9 protein-coding genes and 1 pseudogene are annotated in these 18,730 nt (G+C 65.8%); 5 read left to right on the plus strand and 5 right to left on the minus strand.

Translation table 11 applies throughout. The features are described from left to right. Nucleotides 1–51: 51 nt before the first annotated feature. From V7E00_RS09225 to V7E00_RS09235, 3 genes and pseudogenes are all read right to left on the minus strand, one after another. Nucleotides 52–2,904, minus strand: coding sequence for a TonB-dependent receptor (locus V7E00_RS09225; protein WP_333572317.1), 2,853 nt, complete (start codon nt 2,902–2,904; stop codon nt 52–54). Nucleotides 2,905–3,188: 284 nt separating this feature from the next. After that, nucleotides 3,189–4,217 (minus strand): annotated as a pseudogene (locus V7E00_RS09230) (glycoside hydrolase family 43 protein); the annotation flags it as partial. Between the two features lie 282 nt (nt 4,218–4,499). After that, nucleotides 4,500–7,775 carry a TonB-dependent receptor gene (locus tag V7E00_RS09235; RefSeq protein WP_443019180.1) on the minus strand — a complete coding sequence of 1,092 codons (3,276 nt, stop codon included), beginning with the start codon at nt 7,773–7,775 and terminating at the stop codon, nt 4,500–4,502. 332 nt (nt 7,776–8,107) lie between these two features. Between V7E00_RS09235 and V7E00_RS09240 the strand changes: the two genes are divergently transcribed. From V7E00_RS09240 to V7E00_RS09260, 5 genes are read left to right on the plus strand one after another with little or no spacing between them, the layout of a single operon-like run. After that, nucleotides 8,108–9,622: a tryptophan halogenase family protein gene (locus tag V7E00_RS09240; RefSeq protein ID WP_333572319.1), complete on the plus strand. Its 1,515-nt coding sequence runs from the start codon at nt 8,108–8,110 to the stop codon at nt 9,620–9,622. Then, on the plus strand, nt 9,619–11,049 hold the full coding sequence (locus V7E00_RS09245; protein WP_333572320.1) for a tryptophan 7-halogenase: 1,431 nt from the start codon (nt 9,619–9,621) through the stop codon (nt 11,047–11,049). The genes V7E00_RS09240 and V7E00_RS09245 overlap by 4 nt, the downstream gene beginning before the upstream one ends. After that, nucleotides 11,036–12,631, plus strand: a complete 1,596-nt coding sequence (locus V7E00_RS09250) for a tryptophan halogenase family protein (RefSeq protein ID WP_333572321.1) — start codon at nt 11,036–11,038, stop codon at nt 12,629–12,631. Before V7E00_RS09245 ends, V7E00_RS09250 begins: the two co-directional genes overlap by 14 nt. Beyond that, nucleotides 12,628–14,160: a tryptophan halogenase family protein gene (locus tag V7E00_RS09255; RefSeq protein ID WP_333572322.1), complete on the plus strand. Its 1,533-nt coding sequence runs from the start codon at nt 12,628–12,630 to the stop codon at nt 14,158–14,160. Before V7E00_RS09250 ends, V7E00_RS09255 begins: the two co-directional genes overlap by 4 nt. After that, on the plus strand, nt 14,157–15,182 hold the full coding sequence (locus tag V7E00_RS09260) for a cupin-like domain-containing protein (protein WP_333572323.1): 1,026 nt from the start codon (nt 14,157–14,159) through the stop codon (nt 15,180–15,182). The genes V7E00_RS09255 and V7E00_RS09260 overlap by 4 nt, the downstream gene beginning before the upstream one ends. Nucleotides 15,183–15,202: 20 nt before the next feature. Here V7E00_RS09260 and V7E00_RS09265 read toward each other — a convergent pair whose 3' ends face one another. Together V7E00_RS09265 and V7E00_RS09270 are read right to left on the minus strand one after the other, a co-directional pair. After that, nucleotides 15,203–15,901 (minus strand): DUF6250 domain-containing protein, encoded by a 699-nt coding sequence (locus tag V7E00_RS09265; protein WP_333572324.1) that lies wholly within the window; start codon nt 15,899–15,901, stop codon nt 15,203–15,205. Beyond that, the gene (locus V7E00_RS09270; RefSeq protein ID WP_333572325.1) at nt 15,901–18,684 is read right to left on the minus strand and encodes a TonB-dependent receptor; all 2,784 of its coding nucleotides are present in this window, start codon (nt 18,682–18,684) and stop codon (nt 15,901–15,903) included. Before V7E00_RS09270 ends, V7E00_RS09265 begins: the two co-directional genes overlap by 1 nt. Nucleotides 18,685–18,730: the final 46 nt, after the last annotated feature.

The raw sequence follows: 18,730 nt of genomic DNA on the forward strand, positions 1-18,730 counted from the left end.
GGGTTCTCCCGAAAAGAAAGCGGGCGGACCGATCGGCCCGCCCGCTGGCAATCAGTTGAAGCTGTATCGTGCGCCGATCGCGAAGGTCCGCGGGATCAGCACCGTGCCCAGGTTGAAGCGATCCTTGTCGCCCACATCCCCGAACCGGTAATATTCCTGCTGCTTGGTGCGCGTCAGGTTCACCGCGTCGAAGGTCAGGCCCAGGCGATCGGTAATCCGGGCGGTCAGCTGGAAATCCAGGCTCGCCTCGGCCCGGCGCCACACGCCGAGCGGGTTGGCGAACAGCCGCGCCTCGTTCCGCACCTGCCAGGCATTGCGGTAGACATAGGAAAGTCGCGCGCCGAAGGGGCCATGGTCATAGGCGAGCGTGGCGTTGTACGAGAGGTCGGACACGCCGAAGAAGCCGGACTGCTGCTCGCCCACCTGCTTGCCGGCATTGTCGTAGATCGGCACATTCTGGCTGGAGTCCAGCACGGTCAGGCTGCCTTGGAAGCCGAGACCGTCGAGGAAGGACGGCAGGTAGGTCGGGAAATAGGTAAGCCCCACTTCAAGGCCCTTCAGCACGCCGTCGGAGGCATTGGCCGGGCGGCTGATCACGAAGTTGTTGGTGGCACCCGCGACGATCCCGTTATTCGGGATGACCTCCAGCTGGCTCACCGGCACGACCAGCCCCTGGATGTCGCGGCGGAAGGCGGTGACGGTGATCGCGCTGTTGCGAGCGAAATACCATTCCAGCGCTGCGTCATAGTTCTTCGACGTGGTCGGCTGGAGGCTGGCGGTACCCGCCGACCCCGTGCCGTAACCAACATTGGTAAGATCGCCGGTCAGCGAGAAATTCGGGTTGATGTCGCCGAAGTTCGGGCGACGGAGCGTCTCGCCATAATTGAGGCGGGCGCGCAGCTTCGGCGTGATCTCGTAGCGCGCGGTGACGCTGCTGAGGAAGCGGTCCGAACCCGGCGAGGCGCGCGTGATCGCGCCATTGTTGAAGCGGTCGACGAACACCGCGTCGGTGTCCACCGCGACATAGCGCACGCCGCCCTGCACCTTCAGCGGGCGGCCGAAGATCGACAACTCGCCATCGGCCTGGACATAGGCGGCGGTGGTACGCTCCTGGACGTCGAACACCCGCGTCAGCGTCAGCTTGTCGGAGGTCTTCAGGCCATAGAGCCGGCGGATGTCGTCGGCATGGGCGTAGTTGTAATAGCCGTTGGCGTTGACCCAGCTGGTCGGCACGTCGCCGCGGCCTTCGAAGAAGTTGGAGTTGGTGAAGGTGGCACCCGACGGCAGGCTGGAAAGCGGCCGGTTCAGCGCGCCCGCATCGGCGGTGCGCACGTCGCTCGACGCGCGACGATCGTCGAAGCGGAACCCGGCCTTGATCTGCCGGAGGAAGCCCGAATCCCAGCCATAATGTCCGTCGAGTGTTGCGGTGAACGCGCTGCCCTTGTCGCGGCTGGCATTGTCGTAGAGCTGAGCCACGTTCCACGTGCTCGGGTCGGCCAGCGCAGCATCATTGTCGAAATGGTAGGACGGGATACCGCCACCAGCGTTGAAGTTCGTGGTGATCCGGTTGGCGACGCGATCGCTGCGCATCGCGAAGAACGCGGTCTTGTACTTGCTCGTCTGATAGGCAGCATCGGCGACGATCCCGCCGCGGCTGCCCAGATCCCACTTGCCATTCAAGGCATAGACGAAGCTGTCGGTCTGGCTGCGGGTGTAGTCGCCGCTGTTGAAGCCATAGACGCTGTTCGCCACGCGCGACTTCACGATGTTGGTACCGTCATACAGCGTCGGCGCCTGCGGATTTGCCCAGAAATCGACGAAGCTGAACTGCAGGCTGTTATAGGTTTCACCGCGGAAGCCCGCGTAGAAAACCTCCGCCGTGTAGACCGAGCTGCTGTTGGGCGCCCACTGGAACGCCACATTGGCGGAGGGGCGCTCGCGCTTGCCGTAAAGGTCGGAGCTGAACACCGCATCGCGCGACAGCCAATAGGGCGTGGCGATACCGTTGACCGGCAGGGTCGATCCGGCGGCGGTGGGCAGGCCGGTCTCAGAACCGACCTTCCAGTTGCCCACTGCGGGCCCGGAAAGGAACGCGCCCGTCTTCGGATCGGTCGCCGCCGGGAAGATGCGCTGGAAGCCGGTAAGCCCGGTGCCCGCCGGCGGCGTCAGCGTGGCGAACGGCACGAAGGCGCCGGCCGTGGTCGACATGGTGCGGAACTTCGATCGGGTGTAGCTGCCGTTTACCAGCAGGCCGACATCGCCGATGCCGGTTTCCCAGCGATCGCTGAGCAGCAGCGCCGCGTTCGGGTTGATCTTGTCGGCTTCCTGGTCGTAGATCCCGCGCACCAGCGCCGAGACGGCAAAGCCCTTGAAGTCGAACGGGCGGCGGGTGACCACATCCACCTGGCCGGCAAGACCGGTCTCGATCTGGTCGGCCGCGCGCGTCTTGAACACGTCGACGCGCTTTACGAGGTTCGCGGATACATCCTGCAGCGTGAAGGCCTGGCCGGCAGCGGTGAAGACGTTGCGGCCGTTCAGCGTGGTCAGCGCATCGGGAAGCCCGCGGATCTGGATGCCGGCGGCCTCGCCCTGCCCGCGGTCGGTCACCTGGATGCCGGTGACGCGCTGGAGCGCTTCTACCACGTTGTTGTCAGGCAATTTGCCGACGTCTTCGGCCACGATCGAGTCGACGATCTGCGTCGAGTCGCGACGAAGATTCAGCGCACCGATGATCGATGCACGCACGCCGGTGACGACGATTTCGTCATTCACCTGCTCCGCGGATCCGCCCCCCTGCTGCTGCGCGTCTGCGCCGGCAGCAGGTGAAACCTGTGCATTTGCCTGCCCGCCAAGGGCGATGGACGCCACGGAGACCGAAGCAAGAAACAGCAATTTCGACACCATCTGGTATCCTCCCCACGACAAAAGGTTCAAGAGACGGCGCTTTGGTGGCGCTCATTACTCAGACTTATCCGTATCACGAAAGGCGGGGACTGCAAGCCGCGCTATTGCTGCGGCGGCTGCGCCCAGTCGAATTTCTCGGAGCGTTGCAAAATCGGCACAAGCGCGGACGGAGCGTTCGCTCCACGCGAAAAGGCGCGGGAGTGATCGACTCCCGTCACTACGCGCTGCGATGTCGGCAAAGCGCCCCGCGGCCGCAGGATCGGCCAGCGAGGCGCCTCACATCAGCGATTGCGGAGCGGTCCGTTCGCCACCGGCGCGCCGAACACCGGCGTTCCATCCGCCGCGTAGCGAAAATACTGCATGCGGGTGTGCCGGTTGGGATCGAACAGGGGATCCCCATTGATCTCGGCATAGTCGCGCGCGTGATAGACCAGCACGTCGCGCCCACGCTCGTCCACGGTGAAGCTGTTGTGACCGGGACCGAAAATCTTGTGCTCAGCCGACGTCTTGAACACGGGCTCCGGCGACTTCGTCCAGGCAGCGGCGTCCATGATGTCCGCGTCGGCGCGGGCGGTGAGCATGCCCATGCAGTAGCGGGCGTCGGTCGCGCTCGCCGAATAGGTCATGAACAGCTTGCCGTTACGGGCGAGCAATGCCGGCGCCTCGTTGACCTTGAACCCCTGGATTTCCCAGTCGAGCGTCGGCACGGACAGGCGCACCGGCTTTGCCGCGAGCGTCAGCGCCGTGGCGAGCGGCGCGAGATACAGGTTTGAGTTGGTCTCGATCCCCGGCTCGCGCTGGGCCCAGGCAAGATAGCGCTGGCCCTTGTGGACGAAACTGGTCGAGTCGAGGTTGAAGCTGTCCCACGGGGTCTGGAGCTGGCCCAGCACCGACCAGGTGCCGGTCATCGGATCAGCCCCGTCGCACACCACTGCATAGGTGCGGATGCGGAACACGTCCTCGCCGCCGCCGCTGGGGCCCGCGGCGAAGTACATCACCCACTTCCCATCCACGAGATGCAACTCGGGCGCCCAGAGGAAGCCCGACATCGGCCCGCTTGCCTGATGCCGCCACAGCACCCGCTCCTTCGCCGTCGCCAGGCCGGCAAGCGTTCTGGAACGGCGCAGGACCAGACGATCATATTCGGGCACCGAACCGGTCAGGTAGTACCAGCCGTCGGTATGGCGGAATACCTGCGCATCGGCGCGCTGCCGCACTACCGGATTCACGATCGCGGGGGATGGTGCCCTTGCCAGGGCGGGCGCTGCCGAAGCAGCTGCGGCACCGGCCAGAAAGAAGCGTCGAGTAAGCATCAGGTCCTCCGCCTTGGGTTCGCCGCCTGCGATCCGGGAGGGCGTGAGAGCGGCCGAACGAACGACCGATTCCCTCCCCTTGCCCGTTCTCGGCGGATATTTTCGGCGGTTTAGTCTGACATATTTCCACGGTCGTCAACTCCTGCGAAGAAGGCGGAGCGTGACGCAAGGTTGGCGGTGGTGTCCGGTGCTCGGGTGATGGTCTCGCTTGGGAAGCCACGCAACGAAAAGGGTCCCGGCGAGGATCGCCGGGGCCCTTCTGCATTCCTTCGAATGGATTGGTCAGAAATTGCCGCGAAGGATGAAGGAGAAGCGGCGATCGTTCATGAAGTAGGATCGCGGCGCCAGATCCTTCGGGTCCCCCGTATAGGCTTGGGTCGTCTTGGTCACCGTGTTCGTGAGGTTCACGCCCTGCACGCCCAGCTTGATGTCCTTCGTCAGGTTCACGAAGACCGAGGCATCAAGTGTCCCCACCGGCTCGTTGAAGATCGAGAAATAGGGGAAGATGACGTCCGACGCGGTGAGCAGGAAGCGCGAGCGCCAGTTATAGGCGGCGCGCACCGATATGCCGCCCTGCTCGTAGAAGATCGCCGCGTTGACGTTGTGCTTGGAGAGCTGCTCGAGCGGCAGATTGCCCGACGGCTTCACGGTCGACACGTTGGACGGCGAACCACCGTTCAGGAAGCTGTTCGGCAGGCCCGAGCTGTCGATGAAGGTGTAGTTGGCCGAAATGCCGAGCCCCTTCAGCGGCCCCGGCAGGAAGTCGTAGGTCTGCTGATAGGCAAGCTCGAACCCCTTGATCTTGCCGGTGCCTTCGTAGTTGGCCGGTCCGCGGACGAACACGTCCTTGGTGACGCCGTTGCTGGTGATCGACCGGTTGGTAACCTGCTGGTAGAAGAAGCCGTCGATCGCCTTGTAGAAGCCGTTCAGCGTGAGCGAGCCGACGCGCGCGAAATACCATTCGAGGCTCGCGTCGAACTGCCATGCCGTCGCTGGCCTCAGATAGGGATTGCCGGTCGTTGCCGTCAGTTCGCCGCTGGTTCCCAGGCCGATGCTCAGGAAGTTGCGGATATTGGCATTGTCCGGGCGCGTCAGCACCTTGGAGCCGGCCAGGCGCACCAACAGGCTGTCCGACAAACCAAACTTCAGGTTCAGGCTCGGCAGGAAGTAGCTGTAGCTGGTCTTGGCGGCGTTGTAGAGGTCGAAGCCGGCGCCGGCGAACTGCTGGAGCTGGGCATAGCCCGTCGGCCCCAGGGTACAGGCCCCGCCCTGCGGCTGCGGCAGCGTGCCCGGGGGCGCGCCCGGCGGCACGACCGGGACGCATCGTTCCGCATAGGGCCGCGCGATGCTGAGCTCGGCCTGGCTCGGCACGCCGATCCGGCCTTCCGAGCGGATGTTGCTGCGCACCCAGCGCAGCCCGACATTGCCGGAGAACCGCACCCGCCCGAACAGCGTGTCCGATCCGAAGCTCGCCATGCCGTATGCCGCACTGTCCAGCTGGCTGACCGGCTGGATTTCGGCCGGCAGATAGGGCGTGCCCGCGATTGCGCGCGCGCGGCCCGAAGCCGGCACCCAGGTGGGCACCGCACCCAGGCCGGTGGCAATGGCCTGGATCGACTTGAAGTCCTTTACCGCGCCCGCATAGTCGCGGATCATGTCGCCGGCATAATAATAGGCGCCCGGAGGTGCGCTGGTCTGCCCGCGGAAGAAGTTGGGGAAGTTATAACGGGTCATCAGACCCGCCGGCGTATCAGCGAAGTTGACCGGACGCGATCCCGACCAGGTTTCGCTCAACATGCCCCAGTTGTAGGTGGAATAGCGCACCGTCTGGTCGCGGTCCTGATAGCGCGCGCCGAACTTCACACGGCGCAGGAAGGATTCCTCGTCGAATTTGTATTCCAGGTCGCCCTGGAACGCATATTGCGTACCGGTGCTGTCCTCCAGATGGTCCATCGCCGCGCGCCAGAACTGGAAGCGCGGATCATTGAAATATTGCGCGTCCGTGGCGCTGGCGAGCGCCGCATTGGGGGTCGACCAGGTATAGCCGAGATATTGCGGCTTGTGCGGGGTTACCACCGGCAGCTTGCCCGAAATGTCGAGCTCCTGATCGGCAAAGCTGGAGCCGAACACCGAGATGTCGAGCTGCTCGCGATGCGACTTCGCAACCTGCCCGTCGAGCGTGATGGTAAGGCGATCGGTGAGCTGGCTCCGCAGCCGGAGGCTCCAGTCCTGGTTCAGCGTTTCCTCGCGCGACTGGCGGCGCGCCAGCGACTGCTGCAGGCCGCCGATCGGCACATAATAGTTCGGCTGGTTCGGGTCCCCGCGCCAGCCATTGCTGGTGTTGACGATATAGCCCGACTGGAACAGCCCATTGGCATTGTAGACGAAGTCCTGGAACTTGCCGACGGGGCACTGGGCACGCGACGTCGCCGAGCCGTCGCTACGATCGGCAGGGATCGTCAGCGGACCATCCGAATTCTGCAGGCAGCCTTTCGGATAGGTGGTGTATTCGGCCAGATCCGGCGCAGTCTCGAAGGTATATTCGCTCCATTCCTGCGTGGTGTGGGAGCGGACATATTCCGCGGTGATCGTCGTCCGGTGGTCAATCGATTCGAACTGCGCCGCGAGCGACATGCCGTCGCGCTTGCGGTCGAACTCCTGGGTGCGGAACTGGCCGCCGGCCGGCGCGACGCGCAGGGCGGCATAGTCGGCGAAGCCGTCGGCGCCCGCCGTCCCGTTGTTGCCGCAGGTGTAGGCGGCCGCCGGCAGGGTGCGGCTGTCGCTGGAAGAGGGCAGCGGATTGCGACAGACCAGCGTACCGTTGGTATTGGCGGCATTGACGAGCGTATTGTCGCGCGTCTGATAGTTCGCGACCTGGATGCCGTCCGAACGGGACTTGATCCGCGAATAGGCACCGCTGGCCAACAGGCCGAACCGGCCGATGCCGGTATCCCAGGTGTTCGAGATCAGCCCGGAAATGGTGGGCGTCCATTTCTTGCGCATGTCGCCATAGTTCGCCTCGAGGCTGAGGGCGCCGTGCAGGCCCGGCCGGTCGAACGGCTTGCGGGTGTTGAGGTTGACCGTTCCGGCGAGACCGCCTTCGATCATGTCTGCCGTCGTGTTCTTCGCGACGATGACCGACCCGAGCAGTTCGGACGGAACGTCGGCGAAGTTCAGGGCCTGCCCGCCCACGCCTGCAGCAAAGGCGGTACGACCGTTGAACTCCGACCGGACGAAGGTAAGGCCGCGCACCGCAACGCCCGAACCTTCGACTGAAAAATGGTCCGGATCGTTCGAGCCGGCGAAGCGGTTGATCGAGACACCGGGCACGCGCTGCAGCGCTTCGGTGACCGATCGGTCCGGCAGCGAGCCGATGTCCTGCGAGGTGATCGCATCGACCACCGTGTCCGAATCGCGCTTGATCGATTGCGCCGTAGCAAGGCTGGCGCGGATGCCGGTGACGACGATCTGGTCGCTTTGTTCCTGGCTCACCTGGCCGCCGCCAGCGGCCGCCTGCGCCTCGGCCGACTCCGTCTGCGCCTGCGCGGAACCCATCATCCCGGCGACGCACAGCGCCGTCACGGAAGCGCCGCGCAGGAAAGATCCGAAGCTGTGAATAGTGCGCAGACGCGCATGCGACGACGACGACCGCATCATCCCCTCCTCCCATTTTTCCCGTGACTCGTTGGCCACGACAAGGTTGTCAGCGTTTTACATCAGATCCGGAAACATTTGGCAATGCGAACGCTAACATTTTCTGGCACGTTTCCACGCACTGTCACCCAGTTGCAACATCGAAGCGCGCGCCGCGCTGCGACATTTACACAAGAGGGGTTTGACAGAGCGCCCGAAAATGCTGGTAATCCCCCGTATCTGGAGAGGATGAAGCGATGGCCGGGCAGCCGAGTCTACGCGTGATAATCGTCGGAGGGGGCACGTCAGGCTGGATGACGGCCGCCGCGCTTGCGCGATTGTTGCCGAATCGTTGCAGGGTGCATGTGGTCGAATCCGAGGCGATCGGCGTCATCGGCGTGGGCGAGGCTACCCTGCCTCACATCCGCGGGTTCATCGAAAAACTGGGCATCCGCGAGGCCGATTTCATGGCCTGGACGCGCGGCACGTTCAAACTGGGCATCGAGTTTCGCAACTGGGGAAATGTCGGCGACAGCTACATCCACCCCTTCGGCACCTTCGGGCGCGGCAAGGGCGATGTGGACTTTCATCATTACTGGACGCGGCTGCGCAGCGCGGGGGTCGACCTGCCGCCGCTCGAGCAGTTCTCCTATGGCTGCATGCTCGCCCGGGCCAATCGCTTCGACCTGCCCGCGAGCGACCCAGCACAGCTCGCCTCCACCTATGGCTATGCCTATCAGTTCGATGCCCTGCTCTTCGCCCCCTATCTGCGCAGCATCGCCGAGCGGCTGGGCACGCGCCGCACGGAGGGCAAGGTGGTGGAGGTGCTGCGGGACGGCCTGACCGGCAACATCTCTGCTATCCGGCTGGAGGACGGGCAGGTTCTCGACGGCGATCTGTTCGTCGACTGCTCGGGCTTCCGGTCGCTGCTGCTGGGAGAAGCGCTCGAAGAGCCGTTCGAGGACTGGAACCACTGGCTGCCCGCGGATCGTGCGGTGGCGATGCCGTGCCGGACCGAGACCCCGGTGACCCCCTATACCAGCGCCATCGCCATGCCGGCGGGCTGGCGATGGCGGATCCCCCTGCAGCACCGAACCGGCAACGGCTATGTCTATGCCAGCGCGTTCACGTCCGCAGACGCCGCCGCCGAGGCGCTGACCCGCGCGGTGGAAGGCGCGCCGCTTGCCGATCCTCGCATGCTGCGGTTCCGCGCGGGGCGGCGGCGGCGCAGCTGGGTGGGCAATTGCGTCGCGATCGGCCTGGCGAGCGGCTTTCTGGAGCCGCTGGAATCGACCAGCATCTACCTTGTTCAACAGGCGATCACGGCGCTGGTCGAGCTTTTCCCCGACACGCCCGACTCCTCCGTTGAACGGGACGAATTCAACCGGCTGATCGACCTGGAATATGATCGCATCCGCGACTTCCTGATCCTGCATTATCACGCGACCAACCGCTCGGATTCGGCGTTCTGGAACTATGTCCGCACCATGGCCGTGCCGGACAGCCTGGCCGAAAAGATCGAGCTGTTCCGCCGCGCCGGGCGCGTGGTGAAATATCGCGAAGGCGTATTCCTCGATGCGAGTTGGATCGCCGTCTATGTCGGACAGGGGATCGTGCCGGAAGGCCATGACCCCCGTGCCGACGCGCCCGATACCGCAACGCTGGTGCAGGCCATGAAGGCGCTACACACCGAGATCGCGACCACGGTAACGCGTGTACCGGAGCACCTCCGCTATATCGACGGCTATTGCGCGATGGCGGCCGCGGCATGAGCCTGAAGCGGGTTCTGGTTGCGGGCGGCGGGCTGACCGGATGGTCGATGGCAGCGGCGCTCAAGCGGCGTGTGCCGATGCTGGAGGTGATCATCCTTCCGCTGAAGACTCCGCCCAGCGCTTTGGCCGATCATATCGCCAACACCCTGCCCTCGATCCTCGGCTTCCACGCAGATCTGGGGATCGGCCTTGGCGACGGCGTCGTGCGTACCGGCAGCGTGTATCGCCTCGGCACGCTGTTCCGCGGCTGGGTTGAGGGGCTGGCCGACTATGTCCATGCCTATGGGCCCCATGGCACGGCGATCGACGGCGTTTCCTTCCACCCTCTCTGGGCGCGGTCCGCCCGGGAGGGCAAGGTGGCCGCGTTCGATGCCTTCTCCGCGGGGGCGGCGATGGCGCGGGCGGGCCGGTTCGTGCTGCCGACGGATAATGGCCTGCTGGCGACCCATGGCTTTGGCCTGACGCTCGACGTGCCGCGCTACCGGGCCATGCTAACCGCCTTCGCCCGCCATGTCGGCGTGCGCGAGCAGGCCGGGACGCTGGCGGGCGTGGAGAAAGGCGCCGAGGGCGGAATCGGCGCGCTGGTGCTGGACGATGGCAGCCGCGTGTCGGCGGACCTGTACTGCGATTGCACGGGTCCCCAGGCACTGCTGCACGGCGCAATGGAGGTACCCCGCGAGGACTGGCGGCGTTGGCTGCCGTGCGATCGCCTCGTGCTGACGGATGTGGCGCCCGATCCTGATCCCTCACCGCTTGATCGTGTCACCGCCGCGGCGAGCGGCTGGCACTGGACCAGCGCCTCGCAGCGCGGAACCGTCTATAGCGAAACACATGGAGAAAGCGACGACGAACCAATCCGGTTCGAACCAGGCGCTACCATCGAGCCGTGGAAGCACAATGTGGTCGCCATCGGCGACGCGGCCGTAACGCTGGAGCCGCTCGAATGGGGCAATCTCCATCTTGTCCACAGCGCGATCGACCGGCTCATCACCATGCTGCCGGCAGGCGATCCCCACCCCCTGGAAGCGGCCGAATATAACCGACAGGCGCTGGCGGAGGCGCGGCGCGTGCGCGACTTCGTGCTGCTCCACTATGTCACCTCGCGGCGCGACGGCGCCTTCTGGCACGACGTGGCAAGCATGGCGCCCCCGGAATCGCTCGCCCACACGCTCCGCCTGTTCCGCGAACGCGGCCGCCTTCCCTACCATGAGGAGGAGACATTCGACCGCGACAGCTGGCTGGCAGTCCTCTTCGGCCAGGGCGTGCTCCCGCGGCAGACCGATCCGCTTGCCGACACCGTTTCACCCGATGTCGCGGATGCCGCGATGGCACGGTTCGGCGCCGGGATCGCCCAGGCGGTCCAGCCCCTTCCCACCCTCGCCGCCTTCCACGCTGCGCAATCGAGGCACCTGCATGAACGAGCATAGTATCCGCGAGGTCGTCATCGTCGGCGGCGGCACCGCCGGCTGGATGGCCGCCGCGGCGTTTTCGCGCTTCCTCAACAACGGCTATACCCGCATCACGCTGATCGAGTCCGACGAGATCGGCACGGTCGGCGTCGGCGAGGCGACAATCCCGCCGATCCTGCGCTTCAACCAGATGATCGGGCTGGACGAGAACGAGTTCCTCGCGGCCACCGGCGGCACGTTCAAGCTGGGCATCGAATTCGTCGACTGGGGCGGGCTGGGCGAGCGCTATTTCCACCCGTTCGGCAATTTTGCCCAGGATCTGCAGGGCGTCCACTTCCATCAGCTCTATCTGCGCGAGCGGGCGCGGCGGCCCATACCGGACATTGCCGAGTGGTCGATGAGCGCAGTGGCCGCGGCGCACGGCAAGTTCGGGCGGCCCTCCCCCAATGCCCGCACCCCGGTGCGCGAGCTGTTCTACGCCTTCCATTTCGATGCGGGTCTCTATGCGCAATTGCTTCGGCGCCTCTCGGAAGCGCGCGGCATCGTCCGCGTCGAGGGGAAGATCTCCGACGTCACCCTTCGCCCGGAGGACGGCTTCGTCCAGTCGGTGACGCTGGCGGACGGCCGTACGGTCGCCGGAGACCTGTTCATCGACTGCTCCGGTTTTCGCGGCCTGCTGATCGAGGAAGCGCTGCAGACCGGCTATGAGGACTGGCGCCACTGGCTGCCCTGCGATCGCGCCGTCGCGGTGCCGTCCGCCAATAGCGGTGCACCCGACCCGTTCACCCGCTCCACCGCGCGGACGGCGGGTTGGCAGTGGCGCATCCCCCTGCAGCACCGCACCGGCAACGGCCTCGTTTATTGCAGCGACTATCTGGAAGACGCCGCCGCCGAGCAGCAGTTGCTGGGCGCGCTGGAAGGCCCAGCGCTGGCCGATCCCCGTCGGCTCCGCTTCACCACCGGACGGCGGCGCGAGAGCTGGTCGCGCAACGTCGTCGCGCTCGGCCTGTCCAGCGGGTTCCTGGAACCGCTGGAATCGACCAGCATCCACCTGATCCAGAGCGGTATCGCCCGCCTGATCGCACTGTTCCCGGACAAGCGCTTCGATCCGATCGAGCGTATCGAATATAACCGCCAGATGCGCGACCTCTACGAGGACATCCGCGACTTCATCATCCTGCATTACAAGGCGACGACCCGCACCGACTCCCCCTTCTGGAACCGCGTCCGCACGATGGAGGTACCGGAGAGCCTGGCGCACAAAATGGCGCTGTTCGAGCACAAGGGCCGGCTGTTCCGCGAAGGGAACGAGCTGTTCACCACCACCAGCTGGGTGGCGGTGTGCCTGGGCCAGCACATCGTGCCGCGCGCGCATGAACCCGCAGCCGACGCGCTGGACGAGCGCCTGGTGGCCGAAGCACTCGAACAGATGCGCCACGGCTATCTTGAAACGGCCCAGCAGATGCCGACGCATGCCGAGTTCCTGGCCCGCATCGCCCCGCAGCCAGCGCCGCCGCCCGCGATGCCGGCTGCGGACGCGCTGCCGGTATTCTCCTTCGCCGAGGAAGCGCCGTTCGGCCAGCCGGGCGCGCCGGTATGAGGGCAGACCGGCTGCGGCGCATCGTCATCGTCGGCGGTGGCACCGCCGGCTGGATGGCCGCCGCGGCGATCAGCAAGCTGGTCGGCCGGATGCCCGAGCTCAGCATCGAACTGATCGAGTCCGAGGAGATCGGCACCGTCGGCGTGGGCGAGGCGACGATCCCGCAGATCGTGCTGTTCAACACGATGCTGGGCATCGACGAGGCGACGTTCGTCCGCGAGACCAATGCCACCTACAAGCTGGGCATCGAATTCGTCGACTGGCGGCGGATCGGCCACCGCTATGTCCATCCCTTCGGCTTCTATGGGATCGACATGCTGGGGGTGGAATTTCACCATTTCTGGCTCAAGGCACGAAACCTCGGCGACACGACGCCGCTCGACACCTACTCGCTCGCGGCGGTGGCCGGCCTGCGCGGCCGCTTCGCTCATCCACGGCCCGACCAGCCCAATTCGCCGCTTGCGAAGCTTGGCTATGCCTTCCAGTTCGATGCGGCGCTCTATGCCCGCTATCTCCGCTCACTGGCGGAGGCCGCCGGTGTGCGGCGGACCGACGGGCGCATCGTGTCGGTCCGTCGCGACGGTGAAAGCGGCCATGTCGCCGCCGTGCAGCTCCAATCGGGGGACGAGATTGCGGGCGATCTGTTCGTCGACTGCACGGGCTTTCGCGGACTGCTGATCGAAGGTGCGATGGGCAGCGGCTTTACCGACTGGACCGATTGGCTGCCCTGTGACCGCGCGGTGGCGGTGCCCTGCGCGCTGGGCGGCGACCGCGTGCCGCTGACCCGCTCCACCGCGCGCAGTGCCGGGTGGCAGTGGCGCATTCCGCTTCAGCACCGCATCGGCAACGGCTATGTCTATGCGAGCGCACACCTCTCCGACGATGAGGCGACGGCGACGCTGCTCGCCCATCTCGACGGTGCGCCGCTCGCGGAGCCGCGCCAGCTTCGTTTCCGCGCCGGCCACCGCAATCGCGCCTGGATCGGCAATGTGGTTGCTCTCGGCCTGGCCGGAGGGTTCCTGGAACCGCTGGAATCGACCAGCATCCATCTCGTGCAGTCGGGCATCGCCAGGCTGATGGCATTCTTCCCGACGCGCGGCTTCGACCAGGCGGAAATCGATCGGTTCAACCGCGACACGGCGCAGGAATATGTCGATATCCGCGACTTCCTGGTGCTGCACTACAAGGCTACCGAGCGCGACGACAGCGCCTTCTGGCGCTATTGCCGCACCTTGGCTCCGCCCGACGGGCTTCGCGACAAGCTGGAGATGTTCCGCAGCAACGGCCGGGTCGTGCGGGAGCACCAGGAACTGTTCACCGAAACCAGCTGGCTTTCGGTGATGCACTGCCAGGGGATCGAACCGCGGGGCTACCATCCTGTCGCCGATCTGCTATCCGACGAAGAGACGCTCCAGCGCCTGAGGCACATCACCCAAGTGATTGATCAGACAGCCGACACCATGCCCATGCAGGACGATTATCTTCGCGAGATCGGTTGCAACCCGGCGCCTACGCGGCGCGCGTCGTGACCCCCCTTGCCCATCCGCGCCCGGTGCGCGAAGCGGGTGCGATCGATCGCCATCGCTTCGATTCCGAGATCAGGCCCGCGCGCGAACCCGTAGTGCTGCGGGGCCTCGCCGCCGACTGGCCGGCGGTACAGGCGGGCCGCGGAGGCGCAGCGGCGATCGTCGCCTATTGCAAACGCTTCAGCCATGACCGCCCGGTCAGCGCAATCGTCGGCGATCCGGCGATCCACGGCCGCTTCTTCTACAATGACGACCTGACCGGCATGAATTTCGTGCGCGGCGTCTCTCCGCTCGACCCGTTTCTCGATCGGCTGCTGCGTGAATGTGAGCGACCGACCGGCTATGCCATGGCGGTCCAGTCCATCCCCGCGCCCGAACTGCTTCCGGGCTTCACGGCTGAAAACGCGATCGAACTGGTCGATGACGCGGTCGCTCCTCGCCTGTGGCTCGGCAACAAGCTGCAGGTGGCGACGCATTACGATCTGATGGAGAATGTCGGCATCGTCGTCGCCGGACGCCGCCGCTTCACGCTGTTTCCGCCCGACCAGGTCGCGAACCTCTATATGGGCCCGCTCGAATTCACGCCCGCGGGCACGCCCACAAGCTTTGTCGACGTCACTGCGCCGGATCTCGAGCGGTTCCCGCGCTATGCGGAGGCCGCGCAGCATGCGCAGGCGGCAGTGCTGGAACCCGGCGACGCGCTCTACATCCCCTTTCGTTGGTGGCACGCGGTAGAGTCGCTCGACGAAGTGAACCTGTTCGCCAACTATTGGTGGACGCCGCCCCAGCCACCCATGCTCAACCCGCATGATGCGCTGCTGCATGCCCTGTTCTCGCTGCGGCTGCTTCCGGAGGACCAGCGGCTGGCGTGGCGGGCGATGTTCGACCATCTGGTGTTCCAGATCCACGGCGACCCGGTTGCCCATATCCCGGAGGCCGCGCGCGGCGTGCTCGGCACGGCAACCCCGGAAAAGGTCCGCGATGCCCGTGATGCGCTCCGCCACGCACTGGACATGCGGCGCTAGCCATTCGCTCGCTGCGACGCTCAGGCGAGCGCGGACACCGTGAAGTTGCGCACCCGCAGATGGCTGGCGGTGGTGCGCAGCGCGAAATGGCCTGTGCGGTAGGGCACGGGATCGTGGAATGCGAACAGAGTCCGGCCGTCGCGCGCGAAGCTGATCCGTTCGCCCTCGGCCGTCATCCGCAGATGCTGCCAGGCATTGGCAACCAGCAGATCCTCCGCAGCGCGTCGATCGTTCTCGGGCAGCAGCGGCCGATCCCCCGGCCGTCCGGTGTAGCGCCGGAAGCGCGTGGTGCTGTTGGTGTTGCCGCCGAGCCCCACATAATAGGTCTCCAGCGTGTCATAGGACTCGAAGCGGCCGTCGCGCGGGCGGGCAAGCGGGTTGCCCTCCGGCGCGGCTGGGTCGCGGGCCATCCAGAAGCAGTTGGCGTCGCTCACCCGGTCGAACCGTCCGCCGGTCGATACCGCCTGCACGTCATAGTCGATCGCGATCGGGCCGGTCAGGCGCGGACGGAACCAGAGAGTCAGTCCGGCAGGCGCCACGATGTCCAGCACCCCGCCCCGGGCGGTGACCGAGGCGGGTTGCTCCGCCTCGATTGCCCATTGGCCGAGTCCGTGCCGGAAATCATCGCGGGCAAGAATGCGGGCGCGCGCTTCCGCCCTCCCCACGCGCGCGCCGGCCAGTGCGGCGACTCCCGCCAGGACCTCGCGGCGCACCGGCATCACAGCTTCGCCCGCACGCCGAAATAAAGGCGGCGCCCATAGGTCTCGATCACGTTGCGCCGATAGATGCTGCTGGCATTTTCGATGCGAGTAGAGTCGGTCAGGTTCACGCCCTCCAGAAACAGCGACCAGTGCTTGCCGACCGCGATGCTGGCCGAGGCATCGAACTGGCCGAATGCTTCGCCAAAGGCCGGATTGTTGCCACGGTCCACCGCCGCGATCAAATAGCGACTGCGCCAGTTGTACGAGCCGCGGACCGCAAAACGCCCGTCGTCGTAGAACAGCGACGCATTATAGCTGTCGTGCGACACGCCCGGGAAGGGCAGCACGGCGCCGGTGAAATAGTCGCGCCCCTGATAGCCGCTGTCCTTCATGTAGGTGTAGTTGGCGGTCGCGCCGAAGCTGCGCAGCAGCCCTGGCAGGAAATCGAAGGTGGCCTGCACGCCGGCCTCGATCCCCTGGATCGTCACATGCTGGGTTCCGTTCACCGGCAAGGTGATGGTGTAGGTCTGCCCGTTGATCTCCTCCACCTGATTGCGGTTTTCGATGAACGACTTGATGTCCTTCCGGAAGCCGGTGACCGAGACATAGGAGGTGCGGCTGAGATAATATTCCGCGCCCAGATCATATTGCCAGGCGCGATACGGCTTCAGCCCCGGATTGCCGCGCGAGCCGGTGAGTCCGACCACGTCCAGCCGTACGTTGGGCGCCATTTGCGATGGTGCCGGGCGGGCGAGCACGTCGGTGGCGGTGGCGCGCAGCACCAGCTTGTCCGGAATGACCGCCGCCCGCAGATTGGCCGAAGGCAGCAGCACTGTGTAGCTTCCGGCATAGCGCACGGGCGTGATCACGTTGTTCGCGCTCTGGCTGCCGGTGGCGACGGTTTCGGTATGGACCAGCCGCGCGCCGAACACGCCTGACAATGGCACGCCCGGATCGGCCCGCAGCGCCGCCTGCACATAGCCGGCGAGGTTCGATTCCTTCACCCGATAGGTATCTAGCGGCGAGGTCGCGCCATAGGGATCGGGCACGCCAACCGCGTCGGCCAGGTCCTGCCCCAGGCTCAGCCATTGCCGGCCGCCGCCGAAGCCCAGGTCGCCGGTGGTGAAGAACGTGCCATCGGTCAGCCGGCCATGCTGGCCGAGCAGCGTCTGGATCTGCGATCGGATCGCCGCTGTCGTCGACGTGCCCAGGATCTGCGTGCCGGTGACACCCGATTGCGTGCGGGTGATCTGCCCGCTCACCCCGTTCAGCGTGTAGACCGCATTGTTGAACGTGCTGCTCGAGATCAGGTCGCGCTTCTCGATCCCGGCCTTCAAAGACGTCAGCAGGCCATTCTCGTCAGGCCGATACTCCGCATCGACCTTCCCGCCGATTTCGCGCTGGCGATTGACGCGCGGACGCGCCTCCACCGCGAGCGTGTTGACCGGCTGGATGCTGCTCGTGCTGAACGGCAGCAGGATATTCGGCGCGTTCTGGCTGTTGCCGTAATCGATCGTGATCCAGGGCAGCACGTCCTTGCCGGTAACGCCCGCGGTTACGTCCACCTCGTCGTTGAACACCTTGGACTTGGCATAGGTCGCGCGGGCCGAGAGCCGCACCTTGCCGACCTGCCATTCAGCGCCGGTGATCGCGTTGATCGTGTTACGATACAGCCCCCCGAGCACGCTGCGATAGTTGACGCTCATCCCCGAAGGCGCATTCAGGCCGTTGACGAAGGTCACCTTGCGCGCCGTCTCGTCGGCAATCGTCACGCTGCCCGGGTCGATGCCGCCCCCGGCCACCGCCTGGGCGGTGCTGATCTGCAGATACTGGTCGTCCGACCTCGTGTTGCTGCGGGTATAGGTTCCCTCGAGATAGGCCTTGAAGCGATCGCTCGGCCGCCACTCCACGATACCGTTCAGGGCATAGCGCCGGGTAGGCTCGGTCGCGGTGATATAGCGCGGGATATCCGGGTAGAAGTCGCCGAAGCCGCTCTTGTCGAGATCGACGCAGCGCGCCTGGTTGCGGCCGCTGAGGCAGTTCTGCGCGGCAGGCGTTGCCGGCTGCGTCGTCTCCACCTGGCGCCAGCCGGTGGTGCGGGCCTGATCGTAGCGGATCGTCCGCTTCTCATAGGTGCCGGAGACCAGCACGCCCAGCGTTTCGTGCGCGAACAGCTTGCTGCCGATCAGCGCGAACTTGGGGTCCACCTTGCCCGCCAGCTCGTTGTAGATGCCCTGCGCCGAACCGGCGAGATAGCCGCCCTTAGTATCGAACGGACGGCGGGTGCGCACGCGCACCGTCCCGCCCAGCCCGCCCTCGGTCATCTCGGCGGTCGCGGACTTCACCACCTCGACGCGGGAGATGAATTCGGCCGGCATGTCACGAAAGTCGACCTGGCGGTTGCTGCCATTGCCGGTGCCGGCAGAGATGCTGGTCGAAAGCGCCGTCTGGCCGTTGATCTCCACCCGGTTGAGCGAAGCGTCGGCGCCGCGGATGGTGATGCTCTGCCCCTCGCCGCCGCCGCGCGTCAGTTGCACCCCGGTGACGCGCTGCAGGGCCTCGGCGACGTTCTTGTCGGGGAATTTGCCGGCATCCTCCGCGGAGATCGCATCCAGTACCTGTGCGGAATCGCGCTTCGCGGCCAGTGCGTCGGCAAGGCTCCGCCGAATGCCGGTGACGACGATTTCCCCATCGCCGGCCGGCGCCGGCTGCACCTGTGCCGGACGGGCAGGCGTCTGCGCCAGCGCCGAACTGCTGGCCAGAAGGATCGTAACGAACGCGGCAGTACGAACATGCGGCATCAATGCGCCCCCAATTGTCAGATTAATGGCCGGTGGAGGAGGCGTA

The organism is Sphingomonas sp. (genome assembly GCF_036731925.1).
In the GTDB taxonomy this organism is placed as follows: Bacteria; Pseudomonadota; Alphaproteobacteria; order Sphingomonadales; family Sphingomonadaceae; genus Sphingomonas.